This window comes from Pseudomonadales bacterium, from assembly GCA_041395945.1.
In the GTDB taxonomy this organism is placed as follows: domain Bacteria; phylum Pseudomonadota; class Gammaproteobacteria; order Pseudomonadales; family Azotimanducaceae; genus SZUA-309.
In genome coordinates this window covers 2945410-2958905 of record JAWKZN010000001.1, presented here as the reverse complement: position 1 = coordinate 2958905, position 13496 = coordinate 2945410, and the positions used below count along the sequence as shown (strand labels likewise).

Genomic DNA, 13496 nt, shown 5'->3' with positions numbered 1-13496 from the left:
GCTGGATTCCTCAATCTGGCGGGCGGCGCAATGCGGCTGTGATCCTGGTATCCCGATCGTAGATATCGCGATGCAGGATGAGGTTGCCCGAATCATCGGTATAGGCGGTGAAATATACAATATAAACGGGTGTCGGCTCTTCCAGTACGATCGTTCGAGTTTCTCCTGACGTGATCGCGTTCTCGATTCGGGCACGATCCCAGTGGTCGGGGTTCCCGGCGAGAACCCACTCGGCCAGCGCGACCGCATCATCAATCCGGATGCAGCCGGAGCTGAAGGTTCGTTCGGTGCGCTCGAACAGTGCTCGGGCAGGTGTATCGTGCAGATAGATTGCGTGTTCGTTTGGCAGCATGAATTTGATGAAACCCAGCGGGTTAGCTGGTCCTGGTTTCTGGCGCAGTCGATAGGGGAAAGCGTTTTCGCTTACCTGCGCCCAGTTGATAGTGTCTACACTCTGCATTCTTCCGTCGTCAAGGCGGGCAGCTTCGAACCCCTTGGCTGCCATTGCCCTGGCGTCGGCGCGCAGTAGTGGCAGTTGATCACGAATCGCGAGATTCCGTGGAACATCCCAGTACGGATTGATTACCAGGTATTTCATGCTTTCCGTAAACACCGGTGTCTGGCGATAGGGTCGACCGACGATGACCCGCATGCTCAGTTCGACCCGTTTACGTCGAACCGCGGTCAGCCGGTAGTCGGCGGCGTTCACCCAGATGTAGCGATCGGGAAATTCCCGGGGCAGCCAGCGCCAGCGCTCCAGATTGGCTTCGATCTGAAGGATTTTCTCTTCACGTGTCCGATTCAGTGCAGCCAGGGTAGCCGGACCCAGCACACCGTCGGGTTCGAGCCCGGCTCCGGTCTGAAAGGCGGAAACAGCAGCTGCGAGCTGCTGGCTGTAGAGGAGATCTCCGGAATCACTGAGACCAAGGCGGCGGCGCAGCAGCGGAACTCGATCGTCGCTTGTCCCCGGCTTCAGCGTTTTTCCGCCCGGGATGCGTATCTGAGGTGTTGTATCTGGCGCGGCGAGGAGTCCTGTCCGGGCTTCGATCAATCGCCAGTACCCGCTCGACTCAGGCCAGAGTGCATTCAGACTGCGGATCACGTCGCGTCCCCGGGTGATATCCGTCAGCAGAGACAGCCCATCGGGCTGGTCCGATCTGAAGTACCAGTCGGGATCAATCCGGGTCGGATCCGCAATTCCCCCCTGGGCTCTATCTCTCGAATGCCACAGAAATGTCTGGCTCAGCAGCAGTTCTGCATCAGCCAGTGCACCGTCGCCGAGGGCTTCGTCAATCTGCAGGAACGGATAGCGTCGTGGGTCGAGTCCGTGTTCCTCGGCTTCGGTGATCTCCTGGCGCAGTCGGCGTGCGCGCTTTGTCTCTCCGCGTGTGGTTACCCAGAGTGGTTTGAAGCGTTGCTGAGCGTAGAACGCGGACAGCGTCGGGTGATCGGGCAGTGTGATGCCGCGGATTGTGATGCGGTCATACAGGTAGGCCGACTCAAGGTGATTGATGATACTGGAAGGAAGTTCTTCATCGTTTTCCGCACAGGCAGGATTCGACAGCCCGAATTGCAGAAGAACAAATACGATTCCCGCGATTGATCGCGCACTGCAGCGAAGGCTGCGAGAACCGCTGAGTTTTCGAGACTTTTTCAGCAGCCTGCTAATCCATAACCAGAGTGGTATCGATCTGCAGATAGCGCCGCAGCCGGCCGGTGAGATAGTAGAAGGGCAGCGTGTCTGCGAGCGCGACACACATCTTGAACAGGTAATTGCTGCCCATCAGAACCAGCATCGCTCCGAGGGTGATGCTGCCGGCGAAAAAGGCCGCGCCGAAGGTCACTGAAATTACCATGATCGAATCCACCATCTGGCTGGTCAGCGTCGAGAAATTGTTGCGCAGCCACAGGTGGCGGCCCTTGGTGAGTCGTTTGAAATAGTGGAACAGCTGTACGTCGCAGAACTGAGCTGCGATGTAGGCCATCATCGAAGCGAAGACGGCACCCGATGTACAGGCATAGAGCAACTGAAAAAGTTCCACACTGCCAGTCATGACTTCGCCATTCGGCAGGGCGATGGATTCGGCCAGATGGATCACCTGCCAGGGCGGCTGTGACTCGGCGGGTACCGCGGGAATCAGATTCCCCAGCCACAGCATGCCGAGTATGAAAAAATTCAGGGAGAAGCCGACCCAGACGAGAAAATTGGCGCGACGACGACCGTAGAGCTCGCTGATCAGATCTGTGCACAGAAAGGTGAGGGGATAAGGCAGCACGCCGACCGCCAGCGCCATGGGCCCGAGCTGCACAAAGCGTGTGATGCCCACCACATTGAGCAGCGTCATGGCACAAAGAAAGAACCCGGCGAGCACGATGAACACACGCTCCCGGCGTTCTGTCAGATCGATTTCCGCCACTTTCAATGCTCGATCTGACCCAGATTGGCATGCAGTACTGAGCCGTTGATCACCGGATTGACTGCAGACCAGTAGAGAGTTTCCGCTATTTCGTCCGGGTCGATGAGCCGATCGAAGGCGGACATGGCCTTCACCACGGCCATCGCATCGTCAGGGATATGTGCGCGCAGCATTTCGGTATCGGTGAAGCCCGGACAGATGCAGGCGGTATGAATACCGCGACCGGCTAGGTCCTGACAGGTAGCCCGCATCATGCCGACCATGGCGTGTTTACTCACCACATAGGTGTAGCTGCCAGGCACAGCTTTTTCCGCCAGTGTGGAGCCGACGTAGAGCACGGCGGAACCGGTTTTCATGTAGGGAATGATGAAATAGTTGAGGGAGTTCGGCGCTACCAGGTTGACTTCGAGAACCTGTCGGAAGCTGTTGCTGGGTGTCTCCACCGCGCTGTCATTCATCATGCGGGCCGCGTTGTGAATCAGGACGATCTGATCGGCTTCACGGATGATCGGAGTCAGCTGCGCACTCAGGTTTTCCATGAAGCCGGGCGCGGCGAGATCGCAGTTGATGTGATTTACTTTCGGCAGTGGGCAGCGCCGACGCGACAGATTGACTACCGTGTAGCCTTCGGCGAGAAAGCGCTGTGCCGTGTGCAGTCCGATTCCTGCACTGGCGCCGGTGATCAAAAGACATTTCACGTCAGCCATTTTCTATCCTTTGATGCCACTGTGCGCCTGCCCACTGGCCGGGGCCGGATGCGACCCGGATTTCGACCCGCACCAGATCGAGGGCTGCGATTGCCGGATCGTTCAGCAGACCCTCGAGGAACCAGGGAGCCAGTTCTTCAACCGTGATGTTGCGTACGGGCAGTATCAGGACGTCCCGCGGCAGAAAGGGCATCCGTTCTCCATTGAATCGGGCGACCAGATAGCCGTCGTCCTGGTTCAGCAGCAGATGTGGCGAAAACTCCGGGAGCAGCACCTTCTCGTCTATGGAATCGCAGAGACTGGCCAGGCGTGCTTTGACCAGATTGTAGTCGAAGGCAAGTCCCTGTTCGTCCACCAGGGAGTCGATGAAGGCACTGACATAAAATGTGTGCCCGTGCAGATCTTCGCGCTCGGTGGATGAAAAAATCGTGAAGTGCGCAGCGTTGAAATGCAGGTAGTCTTTGCTGATTTCAATGGTGGTCAGGCGGCGTGCAGTCATCGGCGCATGCTATCACAGGGTGCGGTCGCTCCCCGGTGCGCAGGGTAACTGTGAATCCTACTGCCAGGCTGCGGCGAAGTCCTGCAGCGAGGGGAAGGTCCAGGTGGGTTTCGCCTCCACAACCCGGGTGGCCCCCAGGCTCGGACGATCGATCCAGACCGTGTCGAGCCCGGCAGCGGCGGCTGGCAGAATGTCGTGAAATCTGCTTTGAGCGACGTGCAGGATGGGGCCTTGTACCTGCTTCCGCAGCGCTTTAAACATGCGCGGATCCGGCTTATAGGCGCCCACCTGCTGGGCGGTGATCACCCGGGCGAATGGGTCTCCCATTGCCCGGGCACTGTGCGCAAACAGGTCGTCGTCGATGTTTGACAGTGCCACCAGGTCGAAATGCTTTGCGAGACTGCCCAGCGCAGCGGTCGTATCGGAAAACGGTTGCCAGTATTCGATACTGCGGGCCAGGCCCTCCATGTCATCGTCGGAAGGGACGAAACCGAGGCGGGTGCCGAGGGCGGCCACCACACCACCCAGCACATCGCGATAACTGCCGCCCTGCGCCTGCAGACGCGGTTCCGCTTCGGCATGAAATTCCAGCAGCCATTCATCGATCACATGGGCGTCCCGGGTTTCCAGCAGCGGCCGCAGGTAACCCAGAAGGCCGTTTTCCCAGTCGATGAGGGTGCCGTAGCAGTCGAAAGACAGGGTGCTGTAGTTGGCGTAGTGCAGTTCAGGCATTCTGGATGTAGTCCAATACAAGTCCGTAAAAGTAGACGTCGCGCCGGTCGAAATACCAGCCCAGGTGGCGATGGCACTCTTCGCAGCTGGCGATCCGCCAGGAGAACCCGGGAAACCAGGTATCTGCCGCGACCGGGGTGCCGGAAATGGCGCAGCCGAGAGCCTCTCTGAAGCAGCCCAGATGGAACTGCAGGCCATAAGGGTTGGTGAAGCGATGGTCGTGAGCGCCATTCACCTCGATTCTGTCCGACTGGCGTGCGATCACGTGAGAACAGGTGCCACACACCAGATAATCGCCATCACCTGCCTCTGCATCCTCGACGATGCGCCTGAGTCCAGGCTCAAGACCTTGACGCTGTTTGTCCACCACGTCGATCATGTCGGCTCGAAGAGGATCTCAGATGGAATCGTTCGACAGCATCTTTCAGCGGGCGGCGGAGCGCAAGGGGGGAACTGCAGCCCTGGAAGAACTGCTGCCCGAAGCCGCCAGTGCGCGCAGTCTCAAACGCAGAAAAGACGATCGTTATCTGTCGGAGATGACGGCCTGTGTCTTCCGAGCCGGCTTCGTATGGCAGATCATCGAACGCAAGTGGCCGGGTTTTGAGGAAGCATTCGATGCCTTCGATGTAAGTACCTGCGCGATGCTCAGCGATGAACGTCTGGAGCAGCTCATGCGGGATGACCGGGTCGTGAAGAATCGCAGCAAGCTTGCGAGCGTGCGCAGAAATGCCGGCTTCATCCTCGAGGTCCGGGAAAGTCACGGCAGCTTCGGCGCCTATCTTGCCGACTGGCCCGGGGCAGACATCACCGGGCTGTGGGCGGAGCTGAAACGGCGGGGTGACCGGCTCGGGGGTCAGACAGGACGTTACTTTCTCCGTTTCGTGGGTAAGGACACGCCGGTTCTGGCCCAGGATGTGGTGACTGCTCTGAAGCTGCAGCGTGTGATTGACAGGGAGCCCACCAGTAAGAGGGCGCTGGCCCAGGTGCAGGCCGCATTCAATCAGTGGCGGGAAGAGAGCGGTCGGGATCTGTGTCAGATCTCCAGAGTGCTCGCCGCGAGTGTCTGAGGAAGCGGGACGTTGAAAATTTCACTGACCAGCCGGCAGCTCGAGCTGCGTGATCAGTTCGAAGATTTTCTCAGCCGGGAACTGCCGAGCGAACTCGCCCGGCGGGTGAAACTCGGCAGGTCCATCAGTAAGGACGATCAGCAGCACTGGACCCGCACACTCAACGCCCGCGGCTGGGCGGCCCCGCACTGGCCGGTCGAACATGGCGGCACAGGGTGGTCGCTGGTCGAACGCCATCTGTTCGATGTCGCCTGCCGGGAGGCGCACGCACCGGTGCTTTCCGGATTCGGATTCAACATGGTGGGGCCGGCCATCATCCGCTATGGCTCTGTGGCCCAGCAGCAGACGTTTCTCCCGCGGATCCTCAATGCAGACATGTGGTGGTGTCAGGGCTATTCGGAGCCCCAGGCCGGATCGGACCTGGCTTCGGTACGCACCCGGGCGCGGCGCGAAGGCGATGACTACCTGGTGAGCGGGCAGAAGATCTGGACGAGCGCGGCGGAAGTGGCGGACTGGATCTTTGCTCTGGTGCGCACGGATCCGACGGCACAGCCCCAGAAGGGCATCAGCTTTCTGCTCATCGATATGACCTCTCCCGGGGTAAGCGTTGAGCCGCTGCTGGCCTTCAACGGCAAACGGTTGTGGAATCAGGTGTTTTTCGATGGGGTACGGGTCCCGGTGATGAATCGTCTCGGCGAGGAGAACCGGGGCTGGACCGTCGCCAAGAGTCTGCTCGGCGATGAGCGCCTGATGGTGTCACGGGTGGCGGAAAACCGCCGTCTGCTCGGCCGCCTGCGGGAACTGATCCTGGGGCAGTCGCCCGGTGTGGATCCGGAGAGCCGTCGACGGCTGGCGGAACTCAACCTGCGGCTGGACGCTCTCGAGGCTACGAGCCTGCGTATCCTCACCGAGGCGGATCGAGGCGGACGCATCGGGGCGGAGCCTTCGATGCTCAAGCTCAAAGGCAGTCAGCTGGTGCAGGCCATGGACGAAGCCCTGCTCACCCTCGCCGGCTACTGGGCTGTGCCGATGGACTCAGGATCTGCTGAGCGTCCTGTGGGTCCGGACTTCGCGGAATATCTGGCTTCCGGCCTCTTCCATCACCGGGGCTACACGATCGCTGGAGGTACCAGCGAAGTGCAGCACAACATCATCGCCAAGCAGGTTCTGGGGCTGTAGCGGTCCGGAAATGCTGGTTGCAGGCCACCAGGGAGCCTCTGGCGACTGCGAACAGGCAAAAAAAACGCCGGATCTTGCGACCCGGCGCCGTGTAGGCAGGCGGATGGGGAGAGGAGGAGACGTACCCACCTGCTACTGACAATATTGTCAGTGTCGCTGCGGTCCGTGGACATCAGGACATCCACCTAGACACCGACTTTTCTCCCTCAATGTGCCATGGCGGGAGCCGTACCGTCATTTCAGCAGGGACTTCAGGTCCGCGTCCGGATCTGCCAGAACCGCCGGGTCGACGGGTTTGCCGATCAGCTGCTTGCAGATCATGAACTCCTTCGGACTGTTAACAGCGTCGGCTGCGACGACCCTGCCATCTTTCAGATAGAAAACGGCGAACTGATTGGCGGCCATATCACCGCGCACAATCTGGGTGTCACCATCCGCTGAGAAGCCGAGCATCTGCAGCTTGAGTTCGTACTGATCGGACCAGAACCAGGGGATGGTGGCGTAGACCTTGTCTCCGCCACAGATGTTTGCTGCGGCTACCCGGGCCTGATCCATCGCATTCGGTACGGATTCGAGTCGCAGGCTGCGTCCGAGCAGTGCATTGGGATGGAAGGTGCAGTCCCCTGCCGCGTACACGTCCGGAGCCGATGTCCGGCAGTGGTCGTCCACGAGAATACCGTTGCCGCAGTCGATCCCGGCTGCCTGGGCCACCTCGATGTTGGGCACGATGCCGATCCCCACGATCACGATGTCGGCGGAAAAGGACTGCTCGCCGCACTGCACTGAGGTCACCTGTCCGGAACCACCGAAGCCGCTGACCATGGTGGAGGTGTGGATATTGACGCCCCGGCTGCTGTGCAGCTCATGGTAGTAGCCGGACATGGTGGGTGTGGTGACCCGCTGCAGGATGCGCGCTTCCATTTCCAGCACGTGGACTTCGAGGCCGCTGGTGACCGCGACCGACGCAACTTCCAGGCCGATGTATCCCCCGCCGACGATCACGAGTTTCCTGCCCGGTGCCATCTCAGCCCGGATTCCGTCCACATCCTCTATCGAGCGCAGATAGTGGATGCCTTTCTGATCACTGCCCGGAATGCTGAGCTTGCGCGGTCGACCACCGGTGGCGATGAGCAGTTTTTCGTATGTGATGGTCTCCCCTTTGTCGGTACTGACCGTATGCACGGCGGTATCGATCGCGGTTACCCGGGTGCTGGTTTTCACGCTGATATTGTTGTCGGTGTAGAACTTCTCCGGCCGCAGATAGACACGTTCGATCCCTTGTTCACCGGAGAGGTATTGTTTCGACAGTGGCGGACGCTGGTAGGGAACATAAGGCTCGTCGCCGATCAGAATGATCTCGTCGGTGTAGCCTTCCTGTCTGAGACTGGCTGCCGCCTGGCCTGCGGCATGTCCCGCTCCTGCGATCACGATTGCCATCGGTTTGCTCCTGGATTTCTGTAGAGCGGGCATTCTACAGGGGAGCATTCGATCAAGTCTCGGCGTCTCAGATATACGATGCGGCGTGATAGCATCCCGGCATTACAATCCAGCAGGCCTGTGAGCGTGAGCCCATGACCCAGTTCAATACTCTGCATGAAATCGTCAGGAAAGCACGGGCCTCAATCAGCCGCGACTACTGGGATTACCTGGTCGGTGGCGCAGATACGGAAAGCGCACTGAAGCGCAACCGGTCCGGCGTTGACGCCTGGGTATTCCGTCCGCGTATTCTCAACGATGTCAGTGATGTGCAGACGCGCAGCGAGTTTCTGGGAGTGGAACTGCGTATTCCCGTGCTGCTGGCTCCGATCGGTTCTGTGCAGGTGTTCGAGGCGGGCGGTGGAGAGTCGGTGGCCAGAGCCGCTGCAGAATTCGGTGTGCTGCAGATCTTAAGTTCGGTGTGCCGGCCCGATTTCGAGGCAGTTGCAGGCGCGGTGCCCGGCCCGCGTATCTATCAGCTCTATCTGATGAGCGATCAGGCCTGGATGGACGACGTCATCTCCCGCGCCATCGATGCGGGTTATACCGGGTTCTGTCTGACCGCGGATACCCAGACCTATTCACGCCGCGAGCGTGACATCCTCAAGGGGTTCGTGCCGCCCTCCGGCAGCCGTACAGACAATGCGGATTTCGGCTATCAGGCCCGCATGACCTGGGAAACGGTGGCCCATATCAAGAGCGAATTTGACCTGCCGCTGATCATCAAAGGGGTAAACGTCGCCGAGGATGCCAAACTCTGCGTGGAAGCCGGTGTGGACGTCGTTTATGTCTCCAACCATGGTGGACGGCAGCTCGACCACACCCGGGCCTGCATCGACGCGCTGCCGGAAGTGGTGAGCGCGGTCGATGGCCGGGTACCGATTGTTGTGGACGGCGGCTTCATGCGCGGTGCAGATGTGGTGAAAGGTCTCTGTCTGGGTGCCAGTGCGGTGGGACTGGGCCGTTTCGAGGCGCTGGCGATGGCGGCGGGTGGCAGTGCCGCACTGGTGCGTGCGCTGGAAATTCTCGAACATGAAATCCGTACCACCATGGCACTGCTCGGCGTCAGTCGGCTCGAAGGTCTGCATCCCGGACTCCTCGAAAGAGCAACGCACCTGGTGTCGCCACAGGTACTGAGCGCTTTCCCCCTTCTGGAGGAAGGCTACTGATCCTTGCCGGGCGGCTTCGGTCGAGTGCTCAGACCAGGGTCAGTTGAGCGCGACCCTCATTGCCGTCCCGTTTGTGTAATCCCTCCTGTGCAGCCACCGCCGTCTCTTCCCAGTCGGCGACCAGATGCAGGAAGTCCTCCAGAGTACGCGCCTTCGAAATGAGGAAACCCTGTACATAGTGACAGTTGGCGTTTTCGAGATGGGCCAGCTGCACTTCGGTTTCCACCCCTTCAGCGACCACTTCCTTACCCAGGGTGGTGGCAATGCTGATCAGATGCCGCACGAGTACCCGTGCCTGATCCGAGTTTTCGATTTCGGTAATGAAGGAGCGATCGATCTTCACCACGTCCAGGGGCAGTTCCCTGAGCATGTTCAGAGAAGAGAACCCGGTACCGAAGTCGTCCAGTGCGATTTTTATTCCGGCATGCTGGAGAATTTCCAGTTCCTGCACGACCGTCTGTTTGTCGTGGGCGAATACGGATTCGGTAACTTCGATCTCGATCCGGTGATGCGCGAGTGCACGGCGGTCGAGCATCGACAGCAGGGAGATTGCGAAACCGTCGGTCATGAGCTGTTTCGCCGACGCATTGATGGCGATGTGATCGAGATGCAGACCGATGCTGTCTGCGGCGGCAAACAGATCCGCGGTACGGTCGACCTGAATAGCGGTGAATTCGTGTATGAGATTGGTTTCTTCGGCGATCGGTACGAAGACCTCCGGACTCACCTGGCCGAGCTCGGAATCGGTCCAGCGCAGCAGGGCTTCGGCGCTGGTCACCTTGCGATCGGAAAGCCGCAGCTTCGGCTGAAAGTGCAGTTCCAGTTCCCCCTGTTTGAGCGCGCGTCGCAGGCGGCTTTCCACCAGCACCCGGTGGCGGTTGGCTTCATTGAGGGTGTCGTCGAAGAAGGCGAAGCGCGCACGGCCGGTTTCTTTCGCGCGGTACATGGCTGAATCGGCCTTCATCACCAGTTCGTCTTCCTTCTGCCCGTCGTCCGGGAAAAGGGCAACACCGATGGAAGCTCCTACGGTGTGCTCCATTCGCGCCACCACGATGGGTTTCACCAGCGCGGCGATAATACGCTCGCAGAGGTGGGAGACGGATTTTTCGCCATCACAGCCCGGCACGATCACCGCGAACTCGTCACCACCCAGTCGGGCGATGGTGTCGACTTCGCGCAGGCATTCCTTCAGACGCTCACTGATCACCACCAGCAGGCGATCGCCCGCTTTGTGGCCTTCGGTGTCGTTTACTTTCTTGAATCCGTCCAGATCGATGAACAGCACCGCGCCTTTCTCACCGCGCCAGGACCGGGAGATCTGTTCCTTCAGCTTGTCCTGAAACGCATGGCGGTTGATCAGACCCGTCAGATCATCAAAGTGTGCCTTCTGGAAGAGCACCTCGGAGCGGTGAATGTTGGTCATGGCCACGGCCAGACGGTCGGCGAGTTCAGCGAGCTGCTTGAGTTCGGTGCTGGCGATCGCCCGTTTGCTGCAGGCGACCAGTACACCGGAGAGCTGGCCTTCCGGTGCAACCGGCAGGCAGGAGGAGACGCTTTCGCCGTAAACCTGGCGTGCCAGGCGCTGATACCCGTCGATATCGAGCAGACTGTCGCTGGACAGGTTGCGCAGGCGGACGTGCTGTCGCTGCAGCTGGCGGGATTCGAGTCGATAGCTGATGTGTTTCAGATCACCGCGCTTCGGTCTCAGCAGCAGAGCGACATCCACATTGTCCATGTGGGCGGAGAGCAGCACTTTGCGCACCACGGTTTCGAGATCGGCCGCGTCGAGAATCAGCCGGTCGATGTCAGCCACGGACTGGCTGGAGCGTATCGAGGCCTCCAGCTGGCTGGTCATGTCGTTGAGCGCAGCACCCAGGGATTTGAATTCGTCATCCTGACGCACTCTCACCCGCTGGGAGAAGTCGCCCTGGCTCATCAGCCGGGTGTGGGATTCGAGCCTCGAGAGCAGTTCGAAACGGTCACGCAGCGTGCGCAGAGTGAGGAAGACAGTCAGTGCAAACATGCCCAGACAGACGCCGGTGAGCAGCCAGTGGTACTGCCGCATCGACTCCAGTGACATCTGCACGAGGGCGGCCAGCGATACGCAGCCCCACAGACACAACAGCAGCAGCACCAGGCGCTCGATGCGCGCTCCTGCCCGGGTTTGTGTTGATTCGCGGCCTGCCACCGTTCAGCGGGTCCTTCACTGATTCGTCCCTGACCCCGGATGAGAACACAGCGATTACAGCGGTTCTGTGACGGTCTCGGCGTTCGTGCATTCAGCCGGAGGTACTGGCAGGCCAGTAGGGGGCTTTGAGCGCTTCCTTGTAGAGCTTGCCGGTCTGATGCCGTGGCAGTGCATCGTGAAAGTCGATGCTGCGGGGACACTTCAGGTGTGCGATCCGCGCCCGGCAGAACCCGATGATTTCCTCGGCAGTCACCGTTATTCCGGGTACCGGCTCGATGGCGGCTTTGACTGCTTCGCCGAATTCCTCATCCGGGACTGCAAACACGGCTGCGTCCTGTATTGCGGGATGAGAGAGCAGCACGTCTTCTACTTCTCTCGGATAAACGTTCACGCCCCCGGTGATGATCATGTGGGAGGCGCGATCAGTCAGGTAGAGATAGCCGTCTGCATCGACGTGACCGATGTCGCCGAGGGTGGACCAGCCCCGGGCATTGTAGGCCCGGGCCGTTTTTTCGGGATCTTTGTAATACTCGAAGCGGGGTCCATCTGAGAAAAATACGGTGCCGGTCATCCCGGTTGCGACCTCACCGCCTGTGGCGTCTGTGATCCGCACCCGGCCGAGAATGGACCGGCCCACGGAACCTTTGTGGTTGAGCCATTCTTCGGGAGAGATGGCTGTCTGGCCGTTGCCTTCGGTTCCGGAGTAGTACTCATGCAGGATCGGACCCCACCAGTCGAGCATGGCTTCCTTCACGGCGATCGGGCAGGGGGCTGCGGCGTGTACGGCGATGCGATGGCTCGACAGATCCCGGGCGGTGCGCACATCTTCCGGCAGCCGCAGCAGCCGCACAAACATCGTCGGCACCCACTGGCTGTGAGTGACGGCGTGTGCCTCGATGAGTGCAAGGCTCTGTGCTGCGTCGAAGCGCGGCATGATCACGCTGGTGGCGCCGCTGCGCTGCATCATGGCGTTGTAGCGCAGCGGCGCAGAGTGATAGAGCGGGGCGGTGGAGAGATAGGTGGCGGTATGGTCGATCTGGTGCAGGTCGAGTCGGCGTCTGAACAGTTCCGACACGCTACCCAGAGCAGCACCCGGAGGGCTCGCCCGCACCCCTTTGGGCTTACCTGTGGTGCCGGAAGAATAGAGCATCTCGGCACCCTCCGCGGCGTCGTCGATCAGGGTCGCAGGTTCCGCGGCGATGATGTCGAGCCAGTCTTCGATGTGCAGGTGGTGGGACTGGGGGCTGTCCTGGATCTTCTCTGCCTGGGACGCTGAACTGATCAGCAGGCCGGCATCACAGTCGTTGAGAATGTGGCTGACTTCCGCCTGCTGGAATTGAATGCTGATCGCCGTGTAGTAGAGCCCGGCGAGCTGGGCGGCCCAGAACAGACTCAGGCTGTCCGGGTGATTCTCCGCAAGTACCACGATCCCGTCGCCGGTGTGCAGTCCCAGTTTCCGCAACGCGTGTGCGCCTTGCAGGGCGCGTTCGGCGAGTTGTGCGTAGCTGGTGATGCGGCCGTCGAAGATCCAGGCGGCTTTGTCCGGCGTGCGATCCGCCCAGTGCAGGGGGTGCAGCGGGCTCGAAACTGCCGCTATGACGTGCCCCCATCGCGGGGCATGGGCACGGGAAAGGGTGTGATATTGGTGCCGCGACTGTCGGTGACCTTGGCGATACCTTCCTTTTCCACTTCGTCGATCCGCACCACGGCGTGCATCGGAATGAAACTGCGCTGCACACCGTCGAATTCGTTGCGCAGCTTCTCTTCACCCGGATCGATTACCAGTTGGGCCTTCTTGCCGAAGATGTACTCCTCGACTTCGATGAAGCCATAGAGGTCGCTCTGATAAATGTTGCGGGCATAGACCTCGTAGATCTGGCCCTGGTTGTGGAAGAGCACCCTGTAGATGTTCTGCTGGCTGTCGCTCATGAATAAGTACCAAGTAACCTGCTTGAATCGGCAGCCCGAGGGCCAGAAAACGCAATGTTCGTGGAAGTGTTTATAGAGGTGTCTGTTCGAAATTCAAGTCATTATAATCGCCGGCCCCGAAAATGAACCCTCT

General features: G+C 60.0%; 13 protein-coding genes. 3 read left to right on the top strand and 10 right to left on the bottom strand.

The annotated features are described in order from the left end of the window. Positions 1 to 10 precede the first annotated feature (10 nt). From R3E82_13530 to R3E82_13505, 6 genes are read right to left on the bottom strand one after another with little or no spacing between them, the layout of a single operon-like run. The gene (locus R3E82_13530; protein ID MEZ5551910.1) at positions 11 to 1756 is read right to left on the bottom strand and encodes a L,D-transpeptidase family protein; all 1746 of its coding nucleotides are present in this window, start codon (positions 1754 to 1756) and stop codon (positions 11 to 13) included. Then, positions 1665 to 2417, bottom strand: a complete 753-nt coding sequence (locus R3E82_13525) for a queuosine precursor transporter (protein MEZ5551909.1) — start codon at positions 2415 to 2417, stop codon at positions 1665 to 1667. The genes R3E82_13530 and R3E82_13525 overlap by 92 nt, the downstream gene beginning before the upstream one ends. A 2-nt stretch (positions 2418 to 2419) precedes the next feature. Then, a complete protein-coding gene (locus tag R3E82_13520) occupies positions 2420 to 3124 on the bottom strand; it encodes an SDR family oxidoreductase (GenBank protein ID MEZ5551908.1) in 705 nt (234 codons plus the stop codon). After that, positions 3117 to 3623 carry a 6-carboxytetrahydropterin synthase gene (locus tag R3E82_13515; GenBank protein MEZ5551907.1) on the bottom strand — a complete coding sequence of 169 codons (507 nt, stop codon included), beginning with the start codon at positions 3621 to 3623 and terminating at the stop codon, positions 3117 to 3119. Before R3E82_13515 ends, R3E82_13520 begins: the two co-directional genes overlap by 8 nt. A 57-nt stretch (positions 3624 to 3680) precedes the next feature. Further along, positions 3681 to 4355, bottom strand: a complete 675-nt coding sequence (locus R3E82_13510; GenBank protein ID MEZ5551906.1) for an HAD-IA family hydrolase — start codon at positions 4353 to 4355, stop codon at positions 3681 to 3683. Next, on the bottom strand, positions 4348 to 4734 hold the full coding sequence (locus tag R3E82_13505) for a cereblon family protein (GenBank protein MEZ5551905.1): 387 nt from the start codon (positions 4732 to 4734) through the stop codon (positions 4348 to 4350). Before R3E82_13505 ends, R3E82_13510 begins: the two co-directional genes overlap by 8 nt. A gap of 22 nt (positions 4735 to 4756) precedes the next feature. Here R3E82_13505 and R3E82_13500 point away from each other — a divergent pair, with 22 nt between their 5' ends. Next, positions 4757 to 5422: a DNA-3-methyladenine glycosylase I gene (locus R3E82_13500; GenBank protein MEZ5551904.1), complete on the top strand. Its 666-nt coding sequence runs from the start codon at positions 4757 to 4759 to the stop codon at positions 5420 to 5422. 12 nt (positions 5423 to 5434) lie between these two features. Beyond that, positions 5435 to 6601 (top strand): acyl-CoA dehydrogenase family protein, encoded by a 1167-nt coding sequence (locus R3E82_13495; GenBank protein MEZ5551903.1) that lies wholly within the window; start codon positions 5435 to 5437, stop codon positions 6599 to 6601. Positions 6602 to 6835: 234 nt separating this feature from the next. On the opposite strand, the gene R3E82_13490 is transcribed toward R3E82_13495, so the two are convergent. Beyond that, positions 6836 to 8038, bottom strand: coding sequence for an FAD-dependent oxidoreductase (locus R3E82_13490; GenBank protein MEZ5551902.1), 1203 nt, complete (start codon positions 8036 to 8038; stop codon positions 6836 to 6838). Between the two features lie 134 nt (positions 8039 to 8172). Between R3E82_13490 and R3E82_13485 the strand changes: the two genes are divergently transcribed. Beyond that, complete coding sequence (locus R3E82_13485; protein ID MEZ5551901.1) at positions 8173 to 9246, top strand: alpha-hydroxy acid oxidase; 1074 nt, start codon at positions 8173 to 8175, stop codon at positions 9244 to 9246. 28 nt (positions 9247 to 9274) lie between these two features. On the opposite strand, the gene R3E82_13480 is transcribed toward R3E82_13485, so the two are convergent. The 3 genes from R3E82_13480 to R3E82_13470 form a co-directional block, all read right to left on the bottom strand. Next, positions 9275 to 11434 carry an EAL domain-containing protein gene (locus R3E82_13480; protein MEZ5551900.1) on the bottom strand — a complete coding sequence of 720 codons (2160 nt, stop codon included), beginning with the start codon at positions 11432 to 11434 and terminating at the stop codon, positions 9275 to 9277. Between the two features lie 91 nt (positions 11435 to 11525). Then, complete coding sequence (locus R3E82_13475; GenBank protein MEZ5551899.1) at positions 11526 to 13001, bottom strand: AMP-binding protein; 1476 nt, start codon at positions 12999 to 13001, stop codon at positions 11526 to 11528. A gap of 26 nt (positions 13002 to 13027) precedes the next feature. Further along, positions 13028 to 13363, bottom strand: a complete 336-nt coding sequence (locus R3E82_13470) for a DUF1820 family protein (protein ID MEZ5551898.1) — start codon at positions 13361 to 13363, stop codon at positions 13028 to 13030. Positions 13364 to 13496 lie beyond the last annotated feature (133 nt).